This window comes from Agrobacterium sp. AGB01, from assembly GCF_014851585.1.
Classification (GTDB): Bacteria; Pseudomonadota; Alphaproteobacteria; order Rhizobiales; family Rhizobiaceae; genus Agrobacterium.
On sequence record NZ_JACVAB010000008.1, the window covers coordinates 85,979 to 108,892 of the forward strand.

Annotated in this window: 27 protein-coding genes and 1 pseudogene; 17 read left to right on the plus strand and 11 right to left on the minus strand. The window is 55.4% G+C overall.

Translation table 11 applies throughout. From position 1 onward, the window contains the following. Positions 1-94: 94 nt before the first annotated feature. Both IB237_RS22700 and IB237_RS22705 read left to right on the plus strand, forming a co-directional pair. Positions 95-418 carry a low molecular weight protein tyrosine phosphatase family protein gene (locus tag IB237_RS22700; protein WP_192491196.1) on the plus strand — a complete coding sequence of 108 codons (324 nt, stop codon included), beginning with the start codon at positions 95-97 and terminating at the stop codon, positions 416-418. 66 nt (positions 419-484) lie between these two features. Next, positions 485-1,003, plus strand: a complete 519-nt coding sequence (locus IB237_RS22705) for a GNAT family N-acetyltransferase (protein ID WP_246788218.1) — start codon at positions 485-487, stop codon at positions 1,001-1,003. Here IB237_RS22705 and IB237_RS22710 read toward each other — a convergent pair. Beyond that, positions 1,000-1,815, minus strand: a complete 816-nt coding sequence (locus IB237_RS22710; protein ID WP_192491008.1) for an AraC family transcriptional regulator — start codon at positions 1,813-1,815, stop codon at positions 1,000-1,002. The two genes, IB237_RS22705 and IB237_RS22710, sit on opposite strands and share 4 nt — an antisense overlap. Before the next feature lie 76 nt (positions 1,816-1,891). Here IB237_RS22710 and IB237_RS22715 point away from each other — a divergent pair, with 76 nt between their 5' ends. Next, positions 1,892-2,614: a class I SAM-dependent methyltransferase gene (locus IB237_RS22715; protein ID WP_192491009.1), complete on the plus strand. Its 723-nt coding sequence runs from the start codon at positions 1,892-1,894 to the stop codon at positions 2,612-2,614. 12 nt (positions 2,615-2,626) lie between these two features. On the opposite strand, the gene IB237_RS22720 is transcribed toward IB237_RS22715, so the two are convergent. Both IB237_RS22720 and IB237_RS22725 read right to left on the minus strand, forming a co-directional pair. Further along, positions 2,627-2,866, minus strand: coding sequence for a hypothetical protein (locus IB237_RS22720; RefSeq protein ID WP_192491010.1), 240 nt, complete (start codon positions 2,864-2,866; stop codon positions 2,627-2,629). A 50-nt stretch (positions 2,867-2,916) separates the two neighbouring features. Then, the gene (locus tag IB237_RS22725) at positions 2,917-3,693 is read right to left on the minus strand and encodes a phosphatase PAP2 family protein (RefSeq protein WP_192491011.1); all 777 of its coding nucleotides are present in this window, start codon (positions 3,691-3,693) and stop codon (positions 2,917-2,919) included. A gap of 303 nt (positions 3,694-3,996) precedes the next feature. On the opposite strand from IB237_RS22725, the gene IB237_RS22730 reads away from it, so the two are divergent. The 4 genes from IB237_RS22730 to IB237_RS22745 all read left to right on the plus strand — a co-directional run bounded on the left by IB237_RS22730 (position 3,997) and on the right by IB237_RS22745 (position 7,837). Next, positions 3,997-4,689, plus strand: coding sequence for a response regulator (locus IB237_RS22730; protein WP_192491012.1), 693 nt, complete (start codon positions 3,997-3,999; stop codon positions 4,687-4,689). Further along, a complete protein-coding gene (locus tag IB237_RS22735) occupies positions 4,686-5,852 on the plus strand; it encodes an ATP-binding protein (protein ID WP_192491013.1) in 1,167 nt (388 codons plus the stop codon). The genes IB237_RS22730 and IB237_RS22735 overlap by 4 nt, the downstream gene beginning before the upstream one ends. Positions 5,853-6,083: 231 nt before the next feature. Beyond that, the gene (locus IB237_RS22740) at positions 6,084-7,010 is read left to right on the plus strand and encodes an alpha/beta hydrolase (RefSeq protein WP_371815391.1); all 927 of its coding nucleotides are present in this window, start codon (positions 6,084-6,086) and stop codon (positions 7,008-7,010) included. Positions 7,011-7,096: 86 nt separating this feature from the next. Then, the gene (locus IB237_RS22745) at positions 7,097-7,837 is read left to right on the plus strand and encodes a metallophosphoesterase (RefSeq protein ID WP_192491014.1); all 741 of its coding nucleotides are present in this window, start codon (positions 7,097-7,099) and stop codon (positions 7,835-7,837) included. 107 nt (positions 7,838-7,944) lie between these two features. On the opposite strand, the gene IB237_RS22750 is transcribed toward IB237_RS22745, so the two are convergent. Continuing rightward, positions 7,945-9,042, minus strand: coding sequence for an acyltransferase (locus IB237_RS22750; protein WP_192491015.1), 1,098 nt, complete (start codon positions 9,040-9,042; stop codon positions 7,945-7,947). A gap of 225 nt (positions 9,043-9,267) precedes the next feature. On the opposite strand from IB237_RS22750, the gene IB237_RS22755 reads away from it, so the two are divergent. From IB237_RS22755 to IB237_RS26605, 4 genes and pseudogenes are all read left to right on the plus strand, one after another. Beyond that, the gene (locus tag IB237_RS22755; protein ID WP_192491016.1) at positions 9,268-9,681 is read left to right on the plus strand and encodes an antitoxin Xre-like helix-turn-helix domain-containing protein; all 414 of its coding nucleotides are present in this window, start codon (positions 9,268-9,270) and stop codon (positions 9,679-9,681) included. After that, positions 9,675-10,370: an RES family NAD+ phosphorylase gene (locus IB237_RS22760; protein WP_192491017.1), complete on the plus strand. Its 696-nt coding sequence runs from the start codon at positions 9,675-9,677 to the stop codon at positions 10,368-10,370. Before IB237_RS22755 ends, IB237_RS22760 begins: the two co-directional genes overlap by 7 nt. Before the next feature lie 121 nt (positions 10,371-10,491). After that, the gene (locus IB237_RS22765) at positions 10,492-10,842 is read left to right on the plus strand and encodes an ADP-ribosylation/crystallin J1 (protein WP_192491018.1); all 351 of its coding nucleotides are present in this window, start codon (positions 10,492-10,494) and stop codon (positions 10,840-10,842) included. An 81-nt stretch (positions 10,843-10,923) separates the two neighbouring features. Beyond that, positions 10,924-11,265 (plus strand): annotated as a pseudogene (locus IB237_RS26605) (ribonuclease E inhibitor RraB). Between the two features lie 485 nt (positions 11,266-11,750). On the opposite strand, the gene IB237_RS22780 reads toward IB237_RS26605, so the two are convergent. The 4 genes from IB237_RS22780 to IB237_RS22795 all read right to left on the minus strand — a co-directional run bounded on the left by IB237_RS22780 (position 11,751) and on the right by IB237_RS22795 (position 15,675). Further along, positions 11,751-12,653 (minus strand): glycosyltransferase family 2 protein, encoded by a 903-nt coding sequence (locus IB237_RS22780; protein WP_192491020.1) that lies wholly within the window; start codon positions 12,651-12,653, stop codon positions 11,751-11,753. 11 nt (positions 12,654-12,664) lie between these two features. Then, complete coding sequence (locus IB237_RS22785; RefSeq protein WP_192491021.1) at positions 12,665-14,254, minus strand: glycosyltransferase family 39 protein; 1,590 nt, start codon at positions 14,252-14,254, stop codon at positions 12,665-12,667. A 490-nt stretch (positions 14,255-14,744) separates the two neighbouring features. Beyond that, positions 14,745-15,059: a glycosyltransferase gene (locus tag IB237_RS22790; RefSeq protein ID WP_256435729.1), complete on the minus strand. Its 315-nt coding sequence runs from the start codon at positions 15,057-15,059 to the stop codon at positions 14,745-14,747. Further along, a complete protein-coding gene (locus IB237_RS22795; RefSeq protein WP_192491023.1) occupies positions 15,052-15,675 on the minus strand; it encodes a LysE family translocator in 624 nt (207 codons plus the stop codon). Before IB237_RS22795 ends, IB237_RS22790 begins: the two co-directional genes overlap by 8 nt. 103 nt (positions 15,676-15,778) lie before the next feature. On the opposite strand from IB237_RS22795, the gene IB237_RS22800 reads away from it, so the two are divergent. Then, positions 15,779-16,231, plus strand: coding sequence for an Lrp/AsnC family transcriptional regulator (locus IB237_RS22800; protein WP_192491024.1), 453 nt, complete (start codon positions 15,779-15,781; stop codon positions 16,229-16,231). A 537-nt stretch (positions 16,232-16,768) separates the two neighbouring features. Here IB237_RS22800 and IB237_RS22805 read toward each other — a convergent pair. Continuing rightward, positions 16,769-17,215, minus strand: a complete 447-nt coding sequence (locus IB237_RS22805; RefSeq protein ID WP_192491025.1) for a MarR family winged helix-turn-helix transcriptional regulator — start codon at positions 17,213-17,215, stop codon at positions 16,769-16,771. Positions 17,216-17,288: 73 nt separating this feature from the next. On the opposite strand from IB237_RS22805, the gene IB237_RS22810 reads away from it, so the two are divergent. Beyond that, complete coding sequence (locus IB237_RS22810; RefSeq protein ID WP_192491026.1) at positions 17,289-17,660, plus strand: VOC family protein; 372 nt, start codon at positions 17,289-17,291, stop codon at positions 17,658-17,660. Positions 17,661-17,718: 58 nt separating this feature from the next. Here the strand turns inward: IB237_RS22810 and IB237_RS22815 are convergent, their stop codons facing one another. Next, positions 17,719-18,345, minus strand: coding sequence for an NAD(P)H-dependent oxidoreductase (locus IB237_RS22815; protein ID WP_192491027.1), 627 nt, complete (start codon positions 18,343-18,345; stop codon positions 17,719-17,721). Between the two features lie 86 nt (positions 18,346-18,431). On the opposite strand from IB237_RS22815, the gene IB237_RS22820 reads away from it, so the two are divergent. The 4 genes from IB237_RS22820 to IB237_RS22835 all read left to right on the plus strand — a co-directional run bounded on the left by IB237_RS22820 (position 18,432) and on the right by IB237_RS22835 (position 20,610). Then, positions 18,432-19,016: a TetR/AcrR family transcriptional regulator gene (locus IB237_RS22820; RefSeq protein WP_192491028.1), complete on the plus strand. Its 585-nt coding sequence runs from the start codon at positions 18,432-18,434 to the stop codon at positions 19,014-19,016. Between the two features lie 172 nt (positions 19,017-19,188). Continuing rightward, positions 19,189-19,587 (plus strand): DUF6180 family protein, encoded by a 399-nt coding sequence (locus tag IB237_RS22825; RefSeq protein ID WP_192491029.1) that lies wholly within the window; start codon positions 19,189-19,191, stop codon positions 19,585-19,587. A 377-nt stretch (positions 19,588-19,964) separates the two neighbouring features. Next, positions 19,965-20,393: a hypothetical protein gene (locus IB237_RS22830; protein ID WP_192491030.1), complete on the plus strand. Its 429-nt coding sequence runs from the start codon at positions 19,965-19,967 to the stop codon at positions 20,391-20,393. Beyond that, on the plus strand, positions 20,371-20,610 hold the full coding sequence (locus IB237_RS22835; protein ID WP_192491031.1) for a hypothetical protein: 240 nt from the start codon (positions 20,371-20,373) through the stop codon (positions 20,608-20,610). The genes IB237_RS22830 and IB237_RS22835 overlap by 23 nt, the downstream gene beginning before the upstream one ends. A 751-nt stretch (positions 20,611-21,361) precedes the next feature. On the opposite strand, the gene IB237_RS22840 is transcribed toward IB237_RS22835, so the two are convergent. After that, a complete protein-coding gene (locus tag IB237_RS22840; RefSeq protein ID WP_192491032.1) occupies positions 21,362-22,693 on the minus strand; it encodes a YcbK family protein in 1,332 nt (443 codons plus the stop codon). Positions 22,694-22,914 lie beyond the last annotated feature (221 nt).

Sequence of the window (22,914 nt, forward strand, 5' to 3'; positions counted from 1 at the left end):
TTCTAGAGATCGGTCTCGCCGAAACCTCACGTTGCAATTGTGAGAAATTCATTGCTACAAAGTAGCAGTGCTTACTGGATCAACGAGGCCGAAAATCAAACGCGTATTATTTATCTGCAGTCAAAACAAACTGCGCAGCCCTACTGCCGAACAGGTGTTCGCAAGATGGGACAATCTTGAGGTTTCGTCTGCCGGAACCAATAATGACGCCGTTAATCCGCTTGATGGTGAACAGATCGAGTGGGCGGATATCATCTTCGTCATGGAAAAGGCGCACCGGAACAAGGTTCAGCAAAAGTACAAGAAGTTCCTGCTCGGCAAACGGCTTATCTGTCTGGATATTCCTGATGATTACGAGTTCATGGACCCTGAACTGGTAAAGATACTTGAAGCGCGAGTTCCGCGTTATCTGCCGTGACAACTGGTGGATCCGGCACCAGCGGGCACGACGTGGCAAAACGGAAAATGACCTGTGAATGCGGACATGATGACACTGATTGATTTTGAAACGCAGCACTTTACCGCTTTGCGCGGTTGGCTGAGCAGCGAGAAAGAACTGGTGCAGTGGGGTGGGCCTGATCTGACCTTTCCTGTCAGTGACGAGCAGCTGGAGCAGATGCGCGCCGAGGCGTCTGGCACGCCGCCCAAACGCCTGTGCTGGATGGCGGTTGATGCCAATCAGGCGCTGGCCGGGCATATTCAGTTGGCCATGGATTGGCGGCATGGCGTTGCCCGCATCGGGCGGGTGATCATTGCGCCGGATCATCGCGGCAAGGGACTTGCCGGGCCGTTGTTGCAAGCGGTTTTGGAGCAGGCTTTTTCCTTTTCCGAAATCGAGCGTGTCGAGTTGAACGTCTATACCTGGAATACGCCGGCCATACGCACCTATGCCAAGGTGGGGTTTGTGCCGGAGGGGGTACGGCGCTCGTCTGTTCAGGTGGGCGACGAGCGCTGGGACACTGCAATCATGGGCATGTTGCGAGCCGAATGGCAGGCCATTTAAGCCCGGTGTGCGTTCAGAGTGGCTGGCCTTGTCCGGCCATCTGCGCATTCTATGGTGTGTGTTTCAAACCGCGGCGCGTAGCCATAGGCACGAGAAAATGCCCGTGAAAACGCAGCTGCACTGCCGAAACCAACGTCTGCGGCAACGGATTTGACACTGCGGCCTGAACGCAGTTGCGCGCGTGCCAGCGACAGCCGCCACTGTGTGAGATAAGCGGCGGGTGGTTGGCCGACCACATGTTTGAAGGTTGCGATGAAGGTGCTGCGTTTCATGCCCGCACGTTGCGCCAGTTCACTGATCTGCCAGTTGCGTGCCGGGTCTTCATGCATGGCAATCAGGCTGACATGCAGCTCAGCATGCGCAAGTCCGGCCAGCAAACCGGCATTGACGGTGCCTGCCGCAATGGCCTTGCGGATGGCCAGAACCACCACCACTTCGCACAGCCGGGCAAAGATTGTGCCGCCGCCACAGCGCCGTTCAAGACTTTCGGTGACGATGAGATCTGACAGTCCGCGCAAGTGCGGTTCCTGTGAAAGATCAAACGACAACGTGTCGGGCAGGGTGTTGACCAGTGGATTGATGATGCCGCTGAAATCGATGACAGCGGCGGTCAGCAGCGTGGTGCCCGGCAGGGGCGCCCCGGCGCTGCGCGGCGCGTAAAGCAGATGGGTTGGCGCGCCCGCGCCATCAGCATCCAGAATGAGCAGATTGGCATTGCCAGGCTGTTCGGCGTGATGGGCCTGAAGACCATAGGTGCGCAGGAAGGCTGCCAGCCGGTCATGCTTTTGGTTCTGATTTGAACGTTCGATCATGCAATTAGCCATAGGCTTGATTGATATTGAGGTAAACTGATGACAACGCACTCATGCCATAAAATGGACTGCCGTCATGTCAGACACACCCGCAAACTCCGTCACCAAATTTGATCAGTCACGCGCAGTGGAATATGCGCGCCAAAGCCGGATTGCGCTTGCCGGTTACGATGCCTGCCATGAACTGTCTGCCTGCATGGTGTCGGCCTCTCTTGCCGATGTGCGTCAGGCCCGCATTCTGGTGGTTGGGGCGGGTGGCACAGCTGGCGAAATCATTGCCCTTGCGGGACTGGAACCCGACTGGTCCTTTGTGGCTGTCGATCCATCCATACCGATGCTGGAAGCGGCGCAGGAAAACATTGCAAAATCCGGGCTGGCGGCGCGGGTTACCTGCATAGCGGGTGACCTTTCGTGTGTGGCCGGAGATGCGGTGTTTGATGCCGCCATCATGATTGGGGTTTTGCACCACCTGCCCGGTGATGCCGCCAAGCGTGACATCATGCGCCAGCTGGCGACCCACCTGAAAGACGGTGCACCGCTTGTGGTGGCCGGAAATTACCGGGCCTACCAGTCTCAGCCGCTGTTTATGGCGGCATGGGCGCGACGATGGAAAATGTCCGGCGCGCAGCCGGACGAGATCAGGACAAAGATGGACCGGATATTGCAGGGTGCCGAACCGCCTGTTTCGGAAGAGGCGGTTGATACGCTGTTTACACAAAACGGGTTTGAACAACCCACGCAGTTTTTTGCCAGTCTGTTCTGGGGTGCATGGATTTCGAGGCGTCGACTGCACCCCTGATTGCCAGGGGCGTTACTGGCGGGAAATGCGGATGCGCTTTGCCACCTTCTTTTCCTCAACATCAAGCCATTGTTCGGTGAAGGCGGTTGGTGGGTCATTCAGAAGCGCGTCAATATCGAGGCCATGGCGCAGCATGTCGCGTCGCGCCTTTGCCGGCAGAAGTTTTGCCAGCAATTGCAGCGGCGTGACGGGCAGGTGCAGTTTTTCCACGCAGGTGCCATCGACATATTTTTCGATAAGAAGTGTGCTCACGGGTTTGTCCTTCGATGTGGTTGTTGATTGGGGAGGGAGGTGCCGCGGCGCTAACTGCGCCGGGCTGGTGCGACCCGTGCCCGGGTCAGAAACGCATCTATGCGTTGTTGCTGTGGCAACAACCACCGCCAGATCAGCACCATGGCAAACAAGGTCAGCAGCCAGCCAAGCATGACATCAGACAGGAAATGGGCGCCAAACAGCACGCGATTAAGCGCGACCACCGCAAGGAAAGGTGTGAGGACGAGGGCGGCGATGCTGCGCAATCTCTCAGGGATAAACACCAGAAGTGAAAGAGCGGCTGCAGCGCCCGATGCCTCGCCTGACGGGAAGGAACAGTTGCGGGCGCAGGTGGCGGCAAACTGCCAGACCGGTGTGAAATCTGCACTGCCGCCAAATTCCAGGAGGTGGCGGGGCCGGGCGCGACCAATCAGGGCCTTTAATGTCTCGACGATGATGACCGGCCCCGCGGCAAAGCTGAGCAGCACAAACAGTGGCTTGTGCAGCTGGCAGAACCGGTATCTGCGCGGCAGAGCCATGTTGAGGCCAAGGAGCAGCAGCATGGCAGTGATGATGTAGTAGACGCTGCCACGGCTGACGTTTCGCACCGCTTTCAGGAATGGTTGCTCGGCCAGAACAAACACCGAGCCGCGCGCAAACCAGCGTGATACCGCAAGGTCCACCATGGGAAAGACCACGAAGAAAAAGCTGGTCAACACAATGGCTGTGCCAAGCAGGCTGACGGCCCTTTCCGTACCTGTCTGTGTGGTCGGCTGGTGTTTTTGAAGGGACGCGCTGGACAGATAGTCCGATGCGGTTTTTGACATGCTGGTCATTCCTGAGGCCACGGCACAGACCGGAAAATGCTGTGAGATTTTCCGCCGGCCTGATGCGTAAGTTCGACGATATGGAGCAGCCTTGCGCCGTTAAGTGACGGCAGGTGCCCGTGTGTGGCCGGAATTTGAAATTCAATTGTCAAGAAACGGCCAAGACCGGGTCAAGGGCCTGTTCAGATTGGGTTTTCCGACGATCAAGAGACTGTTTGGAATTGCGTGAGGGCGGTTTATTTCCCATAGTCGCGGCGGCTTCGACGGCCAAATGTAAGACCTAAATGATAGCCAGGGACAAAAGTGGACAATAATCTTGTTCTCATCGTTGAGGATGAGCCGGCAATTGCAATGATCCTTGAAGGATATCTGCAGCGCGACGGCTTTCGCACCGTGCATGCCGCCGATGGTGAAACCGCCCTGCAGCACCATGCCATTCTAAAACCGGACCTTGTGCTTCTGGATGTGCGCATTCCCAAGCTGGATGGTCTGGGCGTACTGGCGCGCCTTCGCCAGACCAGTTCGACACCTGTGATCATGGTCACTGCACTGGCCGATGATCTGGACCGGTTGAGCGGCCTGCATCTGGGCGCCGATGACTATGTGGTAAAGCCGTTCAACCCGCAGGAAGTTGTGGCGCGGGTGAGGGCGGTGTTGCGCCGGACACTGGGGGAGCGAAAGGACACCATAAGGCGGTTTCGGGCGATTGAAGTGGATTTCGGCAGTTATTCGGTTTTCGTCAACAAGGATGGGCAGCGTATCGCCCTGACATTGACGCTGAGTGAATTCCGCATTCTGGCGCATATGATCCGGCACCCGACGCAGGCATTTGGCCGCGCCGATATTCTTGACGCGTGCCTGCCAGAAAGTGACGCGCTGGTGCGCACCGTCGATACGCATATTTCAAACCTTCGCCGCAAGCTGGAGGAGTTTGGGCAAACCGGTTTCTTTTCCGCCGTGCGTGGCATCGGCTACCGGTTTTCTGATCCGCTATGAGGTTGCCAAGATTTAAAAACCTGTCGCTTGCAACGCTGACAGCCATTGTCATCGCAACCATGTTGTTGCTCAGCGTTGGCATGGCCTATGTCGGGGTCAACTGGTATTCGGCTTATCTGGATGACACCATCAACAGCAACCTGCCTCCTGAGGCGGCAACGGCCTATAAGGACTTGACCGAAGGCCGTGTGCCGGATGGTGCCGGCGTCAAAACCCTTGTTGAACATCTTAACGCCCAGGATGCGCAGACCGATTTGCAGATCCAGCTTGCCGCCCTTGTGTGTGGCCTGCTGTCCGCGCTGGTTTGCGCCATTATCGGCATCTATCTGGCGCGGCGCATCGCCCGGCCGCTGGAAGACTTGACTGTGGCGGCAGAGGCGCTGAAATCGGGTGACTTTTCAGCACGAGTTGCGGTTTCCACCAGCAATACGCAGGAAGTTTCAAGCCTCGTCGAGACGTTCAATGCGCTGGCGACCAGCCTTGATACGATGGAAAAGCGTTTGCGTTTCAACAATATGGCCATTGCCCATGAGTTGCGAACGCCGCTGACCATTCTACAGGGCGCGCTGCAAGGTATGATTGACGGCGTGTTTCCGATGGAGCGGAAGATTATCTCCGACCTTCTGCTGCAGGTGGAGGGGCTGGGGCGAATTGTCGAAGATTTGCGCACCCTGTCGCTGGCGATTGGCCATAAGCTGGTGATGCAACGCCAGCCGCTTGATGTGGCGCAGGTGGTGGAGGCGGTTGTTGCAGCGGCCCGGCCGATGCTGGAGGAACGCGCGTTCGAGATTGAAACCGCCCTGAAACCGGCAACGATCTTAGCCGACCCCTCACGGGTGCGCCAGGCGGTGCTGGCCCTCCTCAACAATGCCAGCCGTTATGCCGAAAGCGGTCGCTGGCTGCGCTGTGAGACGGAAAGTCTGCCCGACGGCAGCGTGGTTATCCGTGTTCTCGATCGCGGCCCCGGTTTTCCTGAGGATATGGACGCGGTGGCCGTCAATCCCTTCTGGCGTGGCGATCCATCACGATCACGGGCAACCGGCGGGACCGGGCTTGGATTGTCTGTCGTGCAGGCCATAGCAACCGCTCATGGCGGCCATCTTGAATTCAACAATCGTCCGGAGGGCGGCGCGATGGTGGCCATTCATCTGCGCCCGGAGTGATGAAGGCCAAGGCTGACCACATGGCAGCCCTCGCGCATCTTTAGCCCGGTGCGGCGGTGATTTTCACGGCTGGCTTGGCGTATCAGCGGCTTAATATATGTTACCGTCGTCAACCCCAGGTTTTGTTGTTTGTTAAGCACAAATCCATTCGCCAGACGTCTGGTCTTATTGCCGCGCATATCCGTCCGTAGAGGCTGACAGCATCGACATTGTTTGGGCGGAGACTTGCGCGTGCGACATAATATTCAAAATATCCTGCTGGCGGCACTGATGGCTGGCGTCAGCGTTACCGGTACCGCAACGCAAACTTATGCGCAGTCAGCACCAAAGGCGCAGACGGGTGAGGGGCGGGCCTATGAGATAGTTGGTAGTGAGGTCTGGGATGTGCCTGATCCGGTTTCAGGCCGCGGCTACCAGGTCTTTGTTGCTTTGCCGCCGTCCTATGCAGCCCAGCCAAAGCGGCGCTATCCCGTGCTTTATGTCACGGATGCTGATTACGCTTTCCCTATTATCCGGCAGATCGGCCGTCGGCTTAACGTCGAGGGGCCGCAGATCAAGGAATTTATCCTTGTTGGCCTGTCCTATGCCAAGGGTGAGGATGGAAAAGTCAGTCGTCAGCGCGACTATACCCCGACCCCTAGAGGTCCGAGCACGGCATCAGCAGGCGCAGTGCATGGGGAAGGAAAAGCCTATCAGCGTTATCTGGCCGATCAGGTCAAACCGTTCATTGCCAGCCGTTACCGGACAGATCCTGCCGGTTCGTTTTTCCTTGGACACTCCTACGGGTCTTTGCTCGGCGCGCAGATTTTGTTGACGCAGCCTGACCTGTTTAACGGCTATGTGCTCGGTAGCCCGTCACTGTGGTATGACAAACGCCATGCCTTGAAGCTGGAAGAGATTTACGCGAAAAACAACAAGGACTTGAGCGCCAAGGTCTATCTTTATGTCGGCGCTTACGAAGCCTTGCGCAAAGGCGACAGACGCTACAACCAGTCTGTGGATATGGTGGCGGATAACAAGGCTTTCGAAGCGGCTTTGAAAAGCCGTCACTATCCGAACCTGCAATTGAAATCAGTTGTGCTTGAGGACGAAGATCACCTGACCGTTGCGCCGCGCGGTTTCACCCTAGGCCTGAAATACCTTCTGTCCGTGCGTTGAGCACATTGCAGCGAAACGGCCTAGGCGCTCTTGCCACTCCGGTCGGCATGTCGTCTAAAGACGTTGATTTTCAAGTGAGGTTTTAAATGCGTATAGCGGTGTTGTCAGATGTTCATGGAAATCGTGTCGCACTTGAAGCCGTTGTAGAACATTTGCGCCGAGCTAACCCTGATGTCGTCGTGAACCTCGGTGACCTTGTGTCTGGGCCATTTGACCCTGCCGGTTGTGCGGATCTGCTTATGAGCTTGGGCCACGAGACCATTGCGGGAAACCACGAGCGACAATTGCTTGAAAGCGGAACAGGCGCTTCCGACGCTTTCGCACGGCCGCGCCTGACCGAAGCACATTTCAAATGGATTGCTGGATTGCCTGCGACCCTGACGCTTGCCGATGGAGAGGTGTTTGCATGCCATGGAAGCCCCGCTGGCGGCGATCTTGAATACATGCTTGAAGACGTTCGCTCTGGAAGGGCTACTCTTGCCCCGGAGGATGCTATTCTTGGCAAGCTCACGGGTATAGGAGACGCCCGTGTGGTCTTATGTGGACACACCCATATTCCTCGTGTTGCGTATGTTCGCGATGTTCTCATCGTAAACCCCGGTAGCGTGGGAATGCCCGCATACAGTGACGATATGCCTGTGGCTCATGTGATTGAATCCGGCGCGCCTCACGCACGGTATGCTCTGCTTGAAAAGCTCTCTTCCGGCTGGTCCGTTGATTTGCGCGCTGTTCCCTATGATTTTGGGCTTGCAGCACGCCAGGCAGAACAGGCAGGCCGCTATGAGGTCTCATATTCTTTGCGCACCGGGCGCATGCCTGCGGAATAGTGCGCTGTGAGGCACCGCAGTTCTGATGTGTTGCGGCGGTCAGTCTTTCAATTGGCCAGATGGGCCAGTCTGCTTTATGCTCCAGTTGCTATATCCGCGTCGTTACCTCAAGGCGTCTGGTGGCTTTCGCTGGTGAGGCTGATCTTCTGTTTGCGGGCTTTGACTGCGCGGTTGATGGCGCGTTGGAACGGGCCTTCCAGCAGAATGGCGAAAACCAGCGTGACGAGAGCGGTCACCGGAATGGTCAGCCAGGGCGAGAGTTCAAGGCTTTCACGCATGTCCGCCATGATCGGAAAATGCAGCACGTAAACGGCGTAAGAGACCGGTGCCAGCAAGGCAAAGGGTGCAAACAGCGGCCGGAACCCTTTCCAGCCGTTGAGCGACCAGACAAACATGGCAAGCGCAATGACCAAGGCACCCGCAAAGTGGCGAAGTTCCAGAAACGGAAACAGCACACTTGTGCCAATATCAATCTCGACATCGCTGTTGGAGGCCAAAAGAGCAAGGCAGAGTGCGACCAGAGCAACCGGCAACAGCGCCAGGAAAAACTCCTTTGCCTGCGCGCGGCCCAGATAGATTTCACTCATGACAGCACCCAGCCACCAGATGCAAAAATAAGCCAGAAAACGGCTGAGTTGATTGGGATAAGACAGCATGACCAGGAAAAACACCACCGAGGTGATGCCGACAACGACGGTTCTGTGTGCCGGCGGCGTAAACCGCACCAGCATGTAATAAAACAGGTAAAAGGCCACTTCGTAAGACAGCGACCACAGTGCCTGATTGCCCATGTAGGGTTCAACAATGGTACCGAGGCGAGGGCGGTCCTGCAGCATTAGCGCATTGCCGATGAAGGTGCCGAGGTCGATGTCGATCCATTCACGGGCTGCCAGTGCGGTGCAGATATAGGTCGCAAGCAGTGCCACCAGAAAGATCGGCATGATGCGGACAAGCCGGTCGCGCGCAAAAATGCGGAAAGTCTTTTGTGGCCGTTGCGACCAGGAATAGTTGATTGAAAAACCTGACAGCAAGAAAAACAGGATGACCGCCTCTTGCCCGAAGCGGAAGGGAATGGACAGGATGTAGGAATATTCCTGAATCTGCGGCCGCAGGACATGGAAGGAGACCACATAAAGAGCTGCAAAGCCGCGCAAGCATTCAATCTCGAAGAGGCGATTTGTCTTCGGGTCTTTACTGAATATCACTTGCGGCTCACCGTAGGGTCACGTCATCGCTGCTTGGCGGAAGAGGGGTGTTTTCATGCTGTTTCGTTTTCTGCAACGCCCAGATTAAAGGAAAATTGTTAATTAGCCGGGACATGCGGCTCATAAAAATGGCTGCTCACGCTGCTGCGACACGGCGTTGTATCGTCAACATCCTTGCCAAATGGCATAACTATGTTATTTATACGCCAGATTGTGAGGTTTGCCATGTTGTTACAGCCGATTGTGCCTACTCTGGCCGATGCCAGTTCAGCAGACATCAGCGATGCGGAAGCGGGGGCTTTGGCACGCACCACGGTAAACCTGTTTAATGCTTGGAAGCTTACGGATGCGCAGGCCTGCACGTTGCTGGGCGGGCTTTCCGCCCGCACCTGGGCACGCTGGAAAGAGGGCAGCCCCGGCCGCATAGACCGTGATCTGCGAATGCGGATGGCGCATTTGATGGGCATCCACAAGGGTGTGCGTTATCTGTTCAAGGATGTGGCGCGTGGTTACGAGTGGATCAAGGCGCCCAACGCCGCCTTTGCCGGCAAGTCGGCACTGGACATCATGCTGCAGGGCGAGTTGTCGGATCTGGCCGTTATGCGGGAATGGCTCGATGCCGAGAGAAGCGCATGGTAGGGCACCTGTCCGTTCGCGCCCATGTGCGTTCGCAGACCTACCGCATCATCCGGTCTATCTTTCCACCCATCCACCTGTTTGAAGACATCGCCGACCCGCGTGACTGGGAGGCGCTGGTGGCCGTGGAGGAAAAGACCAATCCACGGGTGCGCTACGAGGTGGGTGATCTGGGCAAGGTGCCGGCCGACCGGCGGGTGTCGGGCCCCGGTTCCAGCCTTGTCATGGCACCCTTCGTGCATTGTTCTACTGATCGGCCGGGTCGCTTCAGCGATGGCAGCTATGGCATTTATTATGCCGGCGGCACGGAAGATGTCGCAGTGGCAGAAACCGTGTATCACCACCAGAATTTTATGCGCGCAACACAGCAGGCGCCCGGCTGGACATCCGATTTTCGGGTGCTGGTGGGCCGTATCGACAGGACATTGGATGATGTGAACGCTGTGCCTGGTGTGCTGCATCCCACGGATTACAGTGCATCGCATGTCGAGGGAAAACGGCTGCGCACCGCAGGCAGCGACGGCCTGTTATGGGACAGCGTACGCATGCCGGGCGGGCGTTGCATCGGCGTGTTCTGGCCTGACGTGATTAGCATTCCCGATCAGGGCCGGCATTATTGTTATCACTGGAACGGCAAACGTGTGGACTATGTGCGCCAATACGACACCGGCGCGGTGCTGAAGGTGGATTGAGCAGGGGCGGATATGGCGGTGTATTTTGGCTGGCTTTTAGACGACCGGAATTTTCTTATAAACCACTATAGGTTATTGCTTTAGTGATCTGAATTTAAATAATTTATCTAGGTTGAATTAAATGAAAACTATCACATTGTGGAGGCCTGTAGGTCCCGTTGAACTGGATTTGATTAGGCAGAGCGGCATGACGGCGTTTCCGCCACGCTTGCCTGATCAGCCGATCTTTTATCCTGTGCTGACAGAGGAATATGCCATTCGTATTGCGCGGGATTGGAATGTCTGTCGAGATGGCGCTGGCTATGTCACGCGCTTTGACGTTCAGGCTGCGTTTCTTTCCGCCTATGCTCCGCAAGAGGCTGGTGGCCAGGCGCTCAGAGAATACTGGATACCGGCGGAAGACCTCGGAAAATTCAATGCTGCGATTGTTGGCCAAATCGTTGTGACCAAAAGCTTTGAACGGAACCGGTAACAGGTGAAGTCTGATTGCTTTGCCATGATATGGAAAACATGGCTCGCGAATTCGGGGTGATTTTCAGGGCAAGGGTTTAGTATGCAATATGACCTTCCAGACGACGTCAACGGCGATGTCCTGCGCAGATTGGTGGCAGAGGGAGACAATCTGTCCGTACCACGGACGATTGATTTCCAGATAATATTTCCCGATGAAAAATCAGCGACATGATTTGCAGAGGTCGTCAGTTCGAAATTTGACAGTGTCAAAATAAAGCTTTTTGAGGACGACACGTCTGGACTTGCCTGTGATGTAACTGCCAGTCGAATGATGCTGCCGGACCATAAAGAAATCACGGAAATCAAAATGTTCCTGGAAGACGCGGCAGCTCCGTTCGGCGGTGAGAATGACGGTTGGGGATGTTTTGCAATTGAGGACTGAACGTTGAACGTTTCGATGTTGCGTTCGATTGCGCCGTTCTTTCGGATGATTATTGGCGAGGGAGGCGCTTCATTCTTGAACCCTCCCAAGCCCACACATAAATCGCATAAGATATATTATGGAACTTATTTGTGTCGGGTATTGACCCAGAAAGCCTGAAAACCTGGTCTTGGGCGCTTTGGATGTTGCCTCTGTTACGCTGTGGCTTTGCTGACTGTCATTTGCTTTGCCGAGTGTCGACGGCCCACTGTGTCATCCTCCGCAACGCGCTACGATGCGCTGCGCTGTGTTGACTTGCCATGCCAACGACGATGCATGGGCGGACCAATACCAGGTTCGTGTAGATGATTTGGAATGCGCGACAAGCGACGCGTCTGATGTCTTCTCAGCCAATCACCAATACAAGCCGTCAGGCATCTCTCTTTACAGTTGGCCGGCGCTAAGACGCAAATGCGAGAGATGCCAGCAAGCAGCGGTGGATCTAATCATGCGTTGAGGTAGAAGAGACGCTTCATTTCACGGCGAGATCTTGCAACTTGATCGAGTACCAGCCCTACTGCAAACGACCCAACCGCTATAATCCCGATAGCCGCACTTAAAACGGCGGTGGGCAACCTAGGAACGAGGCCGGTTGCTAGAAACTCAATTGCAACGGAGATACCTAGCGCCGCGGAAATAATAGCCAAGACGAGCGATGCTGTGCCGAAGAACGCAAATGGACGTTCATCTTTGACCAGTCGACCAATAAGCATAAGGATTTTCGTGCCGTCCCTGAAGGTGTGAAGCTTTGAGTGGGAACCCTCGGGTCTCGCGCGGTAAAAACCAACGACTTCTGCGGCTGGCAAATTCAGTTCAAGGCAATGAATTGCAAGCTCTGTCTCAATTTCGAATTCGTTAGATTCCGATGGGAATGATTTCGCAAATCGACGTGATATAACCTTGTATCCCGAGAGGATATCGGTGAACGTACGCCCGAACACGCGACTGACGATTTCGGTAATGGCCCAGTTGCCCATGCGGTGTGATGGTCGGTATGCCTCGGTCTGGTTGTCGACTCTGCGAATGTTCACAAAATCCAGGCGTTGTTCTTTTGCCAATTTCAACGCGTCGAGCGCGGCTGCTGGATCATAAGTGGCGTCGCCATCGACCATAATGAGATAATCTGCGTCGACTTCGGACAGCATTCTGCGGACGACATGCCCCTTCCCTTGACGGGTTTCATGCCTGACCACAGCGCCTTCTTTCGCTGCGATTGCGACCGTTTCATCGGTAGAGTTGTTGTCGTAGACGTAGATTTCAGCCTCTGGCAGAACTTCTCGAAATCCAGTGATGACCTGCTTGATAGCAACAGCTTCATTGAAGCATGGGATTACAATTGCAATACGCACGACGATACCCTTTACAGTATGCTATTTACTAGCTCGCCGCATTTGACGGGCTGCACGGTGGTGAATGACGAAAGTGGTGCAACCCACCACCTGTACTGTGAAGCTGACACAAATACATTTCGAGTGTCACTCGGCAACCGATTGAACTGTGTTTCAGACAATGCCAACCACGATCGCTTTGCGTCGCAGTCCTCGGGAATTGTCCCGGGCAAGGTGAGCTGCTTGTCCAACTCCCAGCGAGCGAGGTAGCCTACTCCTAAGTAGATTCCGTCATCGGGGCTGATGATCAATTGGGCGCTCTTGAGGCTGTTTACTAAGGCGAGATCCGCCTGCTTGGGAGCTGTAATATCCAAGTCAGTTATCCGGTTGACGGTGCGATCTGCTTTAAGGACAATGAAAACAAATGTCGAAGCAACAAGGACTTTCCCAATCCAGGCAGAGGAGGTCTTCTTGACTAGCCGCAATAAGAGTTCCGGCACGAATGACGCGCCGACAGCCACCGCCGGCAGCAGATAGTAGACCCAAAAATTGTGTTCTCCTGCCCATTGCTTGAATGCAAACACATTCAATGTGGCGCTCAACACAAACGCCAGCCAAATGATATGCCGCACATCACCCCGATTTCCGGCGAGGAAGAACGCCAGCACTGGCGCAGCTGCCATCAACAACCCATATTTGGTAAAGCCGCTGAAAGCGTATGTCTGCACGTTGTACAGAATTTCTGCCCATGAACGGAAGTGCGGTAAAGCAACTGAATCCAAAAGTGGTGCCATTGCGCCAGTAGCAAACCTGATCGGGTAATTAGGATCACTTGTGACGAAAGCCATGTAGCCAAACGTGCCAGCCAATATGGTCACCGGCAACACTCCAATGATAAGTCCCATTCGCCAGCGCTGGGTGAATACACAAGACAAAAAGAACACCGGAGCAAGGAAATAGGCAGGCCAGTCCACCAGCATCCCCATAGCCCATACAACGAGTGCAAGCGCAATTTTCCAACCCGCTGGCCTGGCCAAATATTCCACGAAAAATATGCTTGCTAACGTCATGAAAAATGTCGTAGCCGGCTCAAAATTTGCGACCACGGCGTGATTAAGAAAAAGAGGACTAAGAGCGAACGCGGCCAAACAAAATAAGCCGGACCATACACCCGCACGGTGAGTAACCCAGCCGGAAAGTGCCAATGCGGTGCCGAAGCTGAGCAAGATGCTTGGCACTCTGGCCGCTGCGATTGTTTCGCCAAGTAGCGTGAAAGCAAGCGCAATGAGGTACATTAACCCTGGCGGGTGCGTGAAGTAAAATAGCCTCTGATTAGACTGCGGAAATTCAAGTTCATCCGCGACGATGCCACTCGAAATTGGAGCTCCGTCCGCCCCGACCTTATCGACCATTAGTAATTTTGATGTGGGTGCGTCGTATCTGATTAAATTTCGCGCGTAATAAGCATATAATACAGTGTTGGCGTCGTTGGCCACTTCGGGACCAACAAAATCTTTCGCAGTATGAGACGTCGTTAAGTAAAAGACCGAAGAAAAGCAAAATAAAGCAAGTGCACAGATCATTAATCTGCTTTTACCTGCAAAAAATCGCAAAATTGTCATCTGTTTACCCCAAGAAGTGCTCGACTTGAGCACATCTCACAAATTATCTGCGATCTCAATAGGCTGGCGACTTTATCATCCGCACAGGACTGCGCAGAGACGTTGTGGTGGGCGGCCAGGCCAGCGTTGTCGCCAAACCCCTGCCCTTTGGAACACTAGACTGTAACTGGGGGGGATGGCTTGTTTTTTCATGTTTTTTTTGAGGATTTTCTTTTAGATCATTGAAATAACAAAGAAAAAAAATATCACCACGTGATCGGTTTTAAGTGCTCGCCGAGGTTTTTGTCTTGTCGTGCATTATGGATTAGGTTTCCTAGATAGAGTGATGATTTTATTATTAAAATTAATTTTTATGCTGATTTTTGTGTTGGGTGTCTGTGCTTCAGCAATTACGTTAAGTGTGGGGTAATGTTTTAGTCGGCATTGCTGTCCAAGGACTGGTGGTGACGTAACCGATGGCTTGGGAGTTGACCGACGAGTTTGCAAATCCTCATAACCTTCCCTTGGCCGCAAGTGCCTGTTCGAATGTTTGCAGACATTGGCGCGCTTTCGTTTGCCAGTCGTAGCTCACCAGCACGCGCGCTCGTCCAGCCTCGCCCATAACACGTATGCGAGCGGGATCGTCCATAAGCTGCTGTATGGCATCCGCGAAACCGGCAATAAAACTTGCCCGGTCGATGGGATCAACCAAAATGCCATCAACGCCATCCTGTACTACATCCTCAGCGCCACCCCAGCGCGTTGCGATGACAGGCACACCGGCCGCTAGCGTTTCCAGACAGACATTGCTGCCCGCTTCACGCAGTGAACTGAATGAGCTGTTCCATGATCAGCAGCAGCGCGATGGTGATCATTGCCGCGCCCGATGTTTTGCTGACCAGCCGGGCAACACGCGGGCGGGTGCGCAAAACGGCGCGGGAACTGGCCGACACTGCCGTATAGATGACAGCGCAATTGACGATATGGGCAAGGCCAAGCGCTGCGATCTGGCCGGAGATGGGCCAGGTGGCGGTCTGGCTGGTGAATTGCGGCAGGATGGCCAGAAAGAGCAGCAGTGCCTTGGGGTTCACGCCACTAACGCCAAAACCGCGAATGAGCCAGTTGGACCATGAGGCAATGTCAGCCTCTGTGGCTTGCGGTACTGGCGGGTTGAGAAAAACACCCAGACCAAGATAAAGCAGATAGCCGGAGCCTAGCAGCGTCAGCGCTGTCAGCATCAACGGCACGCTGGCGACAATGGTGCCAACACCGGCTGCCACCACGGCGGTAATGGCGACATAACCCAGCACCATGCCGCTGACGGCAGGTGCAATGGCGCGGTTGCGCATGCCCGCCGAAATCGCATAGGCCCAGTCTGCACCTGGCGTCAGAACCAGCGACAATGACAAGGCCCAGAAAGCACCAAGCAGACCAATTTCCATTTCATCTCTTCTCCGTTGCGGCGAGCGAGATGTATGAGATTTGTTTGAGAAGGTGCTCCCTACTTCTTGCCAAACCCTGCCCTGTTGAGGCAGAATATCCCCCATGGATGCTACAGACCGCAAGATAATCGCAATATTGCAAAAAGAGGGACGCATTTCTGCTACGGAACTGGCAGATCGCGTTGGCCTTAGCCTATCTCCCTGCCACCGGCGGCTACGGGCGCTGGAAGAAGCCGGCGTGATAACCGACTACCGGGCAACGGTGGACCCGTTGAAACTCGGCATCGGCTTTTCAGCCATCGTATACGCAACGCTGCGCGAGGCCAGCAAGGACAGCGTATCGGCCTTTGAGGCGGCGCTGCTGAAAGTGCCTGAGATCGTGCAGGCACAGCGGCTGTTTGGCGAGCCTGACTATATGCTGCATGTGGTTGCCAAGGACCTTGCGGCGTTCCAGCGGCTTTACGATAAAAGCCTGCTCGGCCTGCCGCATGTCATGCGGCTCAACTCCACGCTGGTCATGAAAAACGTCATCCCCAGCCGGCCATTTCCCATTTAGAGCGAAGGCACTTGGTCGCGTGCTTGGCACCGTCGCTAAAGCATTTCTCCGTCGTCATTCTCGGGCTTTCCCTAGAATCTAGTCACGTCGCGTATTTGGCGCCGGCTTAGATACTCACTACCGCAGAGACGATGACGTGGATAGCTTGGTTTTCCAGTCGCTACCGGCTTTCGAACACCGACGTTATGTCCACGAAAAAGGAATAGGCGTCAGAGAGTACGCACTGCCATCAGCCCCAACCGCCCCTCACCCCTGTGCCCGTCACAGGGGTCCAGTTGAGCGCATCTGCGCGAAGGAAGAGTCTTTTCAGCCCCAAGACTGGGTCTGGCCTGGATCCCCGTGACATCCCTCGGGTCAGGCCCGAGGATGAGGATGAGGGAGATTGAGGTGACCGCGCTACTTTCAATCATCGGCGTCGATCTGACCATCTCCTCAGAGTCATCCTTTGACGGCTGTCACTGCTTGCGGTGGTCTCCGTCCACCGCGCAGCTTTCGTTAATGACCACCCTTACCTCTTCACAACACCACAACAACACATCACCGCATGGCATCGGCAATGCGCAGCAGTGCGGCGTAGATAATATCTGGGTCGTCAGGTGCTACGGCGTTGCGCACATCCGTTTCGGCATTGGCGGCAATTTCATGGGCTGCCTGCACGGCCTGTCGGCCGTCGTCTGTCAATTCGGTGGTCAGGATCCTGCCATTGTCCGGATGTGCCACCCGTTTGATGAGGCCCGCCTTTTCCAGCGTCACGATGATGGCCTGCATGGTTTGCGGTGTCACAAAGGCGCGGCGCGCCAGGTCGGCATTGGACAGGCCGCTGCTTTTTTCCAGTCCGGCCAGAACAGAATATTGCGGTGTTGTCAGGCCAATGTCGCGCAGCGCCGTATCAAGCCGACTGCGCAGCGCCTGCTGGGCGCGCTTCAAGGCATAACCAAGTGAACGATAGGTATCGTCGACAGGTGGGTCTATCAGGCTGGACATATCAGGGCCCTTACATTATCAAGATATCAGCACCCTGATACTATCGGGTGATATCGAAAAAGGAAAGATAGAGATGCCGAAACTGATTGGACCTGATTTCATTGGCATCCAGACGAAAGATCTGGATGGCGCCCTCACCTTTTATCGTGATGTGGTTGGCCTGACGCCTTCGCCCAAGGCCCCGCCGGGCGCTGTTGTGTTTGACACCAGGCCTATACCCTTCGCGGTGCGCACGCCCATTGAGCCATTTGATGATGGCCAAAAACTCGGTGTTGGCATTGCCATCTGGTTCGGTTGCGATGATGCCGATGCACTGCATGCGCATCTGCAGGCCAAGGGTGTGGAGATTGCCTTTGCACCGAAGGACGGGCCGTTCGGGCGATACTTCGCTTTTGTCGACCCGTTTGGCTACACGATCACCGCCCACACGGTTTTGCCGATTTGAACTGAACGGTAACGAAGCGCCCATCTGCGTAGATGGGCGCAGCGATTTCCTCGCCTAGTTATGCCTCGATGCGGACTTCTGTCGCAATGGATTGCTGATGGGCGCTGGCAATGTTGCTGCCAATCTGCAATGCCCTGACAAGGCCCGTTTGCGACGAGGCTGTGTCGAGCGGCAGTATCAGGTCCGTGCCGATTACCCGGGCACCGGTATAACCAAAAATACCCTGATCGATCTGGGTTTTCATGGCCTGCGAATATCCGCGATGCTGATAGGTGCGCTCTGTTGCGCCGCCAATCGCAATGGTCTGCACGGACAAGCGGTTGAGCAGACGGATGGTGTCCTTGCCGCTTTCGTCGAAATAGGCCCAGCCTTGCGCAAACACCCGGTCGATCCAGCCTTTCATCACGGCTGGCATGGTCCACCAGAACACCGGGTAGATCAGGATCAGCGCATCGGCCCGATCGATCCTTGCCTGTTCTGCCAGGACATCATCCGGTGGCGTGGCATTTTCGCGAAACACGGCATAGTCGGCGGTGTTGAACGTTGCGTCGAAGCCGCTTGTTGCGAGGTCAAGCAGTTCAAATGTGTGATCAGGTGTGGCCTTGATACCGGCAATTACCTCGCGGGCAACAGCGTGGGTATAGGCATTCGGTTCCGGTTGAGCCGTGACAATGAGGGAGTGCATGAGATAACCTTGTTGCATGAGTTGAATCGAGTGGGAGCTCGCTATATACTCATAGTAGGTTACTATTAGTAGGTTGATTGTCAAGTATGCAGGAAACAGCGTCACCCCGGCGAAGATTGTCACGCGACGAGCGGCACACGCAGCTTATTGAAACGGCACGGCATCTGGTGTTGCAGTCCGGAACCGACAGTCTGACACTTGGCCGTCTGGCGGAAGAAGCTGGCGTGTCGAAGCCTGTGGTCTATGATCACTTTGAAACGCGCAATGCGCTGCTGGCCGCGCTGTACCGGGATTATGATATTCGCCAATCGGAGTTGATGGACAGCGGCCTGTCCTCCTGCCCGGCCACCTTGGCCGACCGCGCCAGTGTCATTGCCAATGCCTATGTAGATTGTGTGTTGACGCAGGGTCAGGAAATTCCAGGCGTTGCCGCAGCACTTGTCGGCTCCCCGGAAATGGAGGCGGTGATCCGCAACTATCAAACACGCTTCATAACCAAGTGCCGGGAGGCATTGGCACCCTTCAGCAAAGACGGTTCCATTCCCATTGCTGCCCTGTGGGGCATGATGGGGGCGGCTGATGCCCTGTCGACCGCAACGGCCTATGGCGAAATTTCCAAACAGCAGGCGCTTGATGAGTTGCGTCACACGATCATGAGCATGATCCGCTAGTAACGTGATCCGGCGTGAGCCTGCGCCTTAAGGATAATAACGACAACTGACTGCTGCGCGACGCGCCGATTTTTTCCGCTGTGGTTGCAACCATTCCTCAAGCAAATGAATTGCCACCTTGCCGTGCCCGTCAAAAGGCGCGGTGAAGTTTAATGTTCATGGAGACTATCCTGTGCGTCCATCGTCCACGTTATTTTCGGCAGCTGTGTTGTCCTCAGCCGCCAGCCTGTTTTTCGTGACTGCTCCCGCCCATGCGCAGAACGATGACTTTCATCTGGCTTATCATGTCGAGCGTACGCCCTCTGAAAAACTCAGCATTGAGACCTGCGGGTCGGTGGTGACGGCTGCGGCACAGAAGGTTGGGTTGAATGTCGGTTCGCAAAACTTCCCCGGCCAGCTGGTTTTGGTCAGTGGCGGTCTCAAGGGCAAAGGTGCCTTTGTCGTGCAGTGCATTTCGGTAGAGGATATTACCGTCAGCGTGGTGCAGGGTATTGATTACAGCCAACAAAAAGGCGCACTCGGCAACTTCGCAGACAATGTGTATGAGGAATTGAAGGCGGCCGCCAACTAGGGTGGTGCCATAGTACCGTCGCGCAACACAGTGCGACGGGGTGGTGGTTGTTCGCACCTGCGCCCTGCTCATGAAGCGGTAAACCGCAGCCGTGAAAATGACTGAGGTGCCAGAACGTGGAAACTATTATTAGCCCCACCCGCCCCTCACCCTGTCCTCGGGCTTGCCCGAGGACGAGGATGGGGGAGTTCGTGGGACGCGCTTGTCGTCCCTAGTGAAGTTTTCAGTGCTTGGGTCCTCACGACTGCGGCAAGGATGACGTTTCGCCTCCCACTCAATGACGCAAAAGTTGAAAACTAAAATACAACCCATCTAATTAAGTGCTTCTTCTGACGTTTGCATCTATTGCGTGTATCAACTTCAGTTTGGGAGCTTGAATGCGCACTATCACTATTCTGGTCGTTGCATCGGTTATTGGCGGTTACGCCACCACGATGATCAAAGACTATTTCACACCAGATGAAGCCTCCGTGCAGGCCGTGTTGGTTGAAAGATACAAGGCCAAACCACAGCAAACCATGCTCGACATGTCCGATGCCGTAAAGCAGTGCTCTGACAGCCCGTTGCACGGCATTCAAGGCGCCACTGAACTTCGCGCGCAGTTGGCAAAAAACATTCTGGAGACGATATCCACGACGCCCGACAGTCGTGACGCCACCGTTGCGCGGCTTGATGCCGAAACGACGCGTATCCTGACGACGTTGGTTCAGCGTCTGAACAAACCGGCGCAAGGCAAGTTGCTTGCTTATCTCAAAGACCTGCATAAGGCTGGAGTGGTCGATTGTGTCGTCTCAACAGTGGCTTGAGCGCATTGCCGACATTCTGTTGAGCAGCCGTCCATCGCTGATCGATTGGGGCAGTGTCGCCGTCGTTTGTTTTATTGCGAGCTTGTTGCCCGGCAGTTTTCTGCTGGACCGCTTACTCTACCCGTACAGGTATGACATGTCCTGGAGGACCGCCTATATTATTGCCGGCGGCCTTTTTGTGTTCATGCTTGTAACGATTATCATGGGCTGGCTTTGAGCAAGTGGTTGCCGGCGAGTTGAGGGATGCGCCTGTCGTTCCTCGTGAAGTTTTCGATGCCCGGTTCGAGGGGCCATCCCCCTCTTCGTCGTCATTCTCGGGCTTGTCCCGAGAACCCATTCACGTCGCGATTTTGGTGGACGGCTTGGATCCTCGCCTCAGGGGCGAGGATGACGTGGAGAGGTTGGATCGAGATGCAGAGAAACATGACCCCTCACCTGAAAAATCTATCACTTAGCAAGCTAAGGTGATGATTTTTCTTCCTCTCCCACAAGGGTAGAGGTAAAGGCGCCAGCGGCACGATACCAACCTCCCTCACCCCTGTGCTCGTCACAGGGGTCCAGTTGAGCGCGTCTGCGCGACGGAATGGTCTTTCAGCCCCAATACTGGGGCTGGCCTGGATCCCCGTGACAAGCACGAGGATGAGGGAGTTTGCGGCGTGCGCCATTCGTTCCCCGCATAGTTTTCGTTGTCCGGTTCGAGGGGCCATACCCCTCTCCGTCGTCATTCTCGGGCTTGTCCCGAGAATCCATTCACGTCGCATATCTGGCGCCGGCTTAGATCCTCGCCTCAGGGGCGAGGATGACGTGGAGAGGTTGTTTTCCCAACCGCGATCGGAGTTCGTGGCCGCGCATTTGCACCTGCTCCATTATCGGATCAGCGGTTCCCCAACGTTTCACATACCACCACCCAAAAACAAAAGAGCGGGTAAACCCCGCTCTCTTTAGTCTTTGCGATCGCTGAAACCTGATCAGCCCTTTTTCGCCGTGGCTGTCGTTCTGCGGCAGCGCCAGTTCCAGTCCCGTGCTTCGCCAATGTCCATGTGCACGGATTCGGTGTGGCAGTAGGTGCCAACGCCGCCACGGTTTGGCAGCGAACGCAGGTAATTGGCCAGTTCCCACTTGGACACGCCCTTGATCTGGATATCAGCGGCTTCACAGGTGTGGTGTTTGGAACCCTGACGCACGCCACCCTTGGGCGGGCGGTAACCTGAGGTGACGATGGCCTTTTCTTTATAGTGGTTTTCCACCGCGTTGATCATCTGCACCAGTTCCGGCTTGAAACAGCCGACATTGACCTTTTCGGTCTGCAGAACCAGTCCATTGGGGGCAACACGCGTCAAGCCAGACAGCGAGGCGAGCTTCATCAGGCCGGCAGGCGCGTCGTCTTCTTCCAGATGTTCGTCGTCAAATTCGTCGCCCATGGTGGCGCGGCCCTGCAAGGCAATGCCCATCTGGGATATATCAGTGGCGGTGTTGGTGGGCAGTTGCGCCACTTCCACACCGGCTGCCTTCTCACCGGACTGTTCGCCGTCTGCGGCTTTGCCAGTGCGCTTTTTGGCAGCGCCGGCAAAAAAGGCCGCAAGCGTCATGCCGGATTTTCCTGTTGGTGTTTCATCACTTTTTGCCGTTGTACTGGCAGCGACCGGCGGGGTTGGCGCGGTCAATGTGGCCTGGGGTGCTGTAGCCTGTGCTGCGGCCTGCGCAGGGGCTGCATTGGCGGCTGCTGCGGCATTCATCGCGGCGGCCTGCGCCTCCAGCGTCTGTGGCTGCACTTCGGCAATCGGTGGTTTGACCGGTGCCGGTGCCGAATAAACGCTTGAAAGTGACGGGTTTACGCCCGGTACCGGCACGTAAGCGGCGTCAGGCACGCTGACGCCTGTCTCGCCTGCCACGGGCATGTCCTGCACAGGCGCCGCATTGTTGGCAAAAATGCTGGTATTGCCAGCGGAAATGGACGTGGACTGGTGAACGGCGCTGGCCAGATCCGGCCGCGCTTCGTTCATCTGCTGGCCTTCTGCCATTTGTGGTGCGCCCGCCTGCTGTGCACCACCGGACGCAACCAGCGCCGGGTCAACATAACCGCCATTGGCGGCAACAGCCTTGCCCGTGGCAGCATTATATTTGGCAGTTGTGTTGGTGTCGCCCTTGTTCAGTGCCGTTGCGGCATTGACGGAGGGTGAAAGTGATGCCGTATCGCCGTCTTCGGTGACCGCAGAAACGCAGCCAGACAACGTTAGAAGCGAGACAGCGACCAGCAATTTATGCCGCCAGACGGTCGTCAAGTTCCTTGCTTCAATCATGGATATTGAGACCCCCGCTCAGTTCGTTTTTTCTGCCGGATAACACTTTAAAGGTGTATCCGGCATAGCTAACTATCTGCCTGAAAAGGCCTTTTCGATTCGGCGGCACTATGCCCCATGACGCGCATGGAACGCAATACAGGCTTTGTTTACCATTTTTGTCCCTGACATCGCAGTAGCATTTGACGTCTAGGATTTCCTGGGAGGCCTGTCTTTGCTGG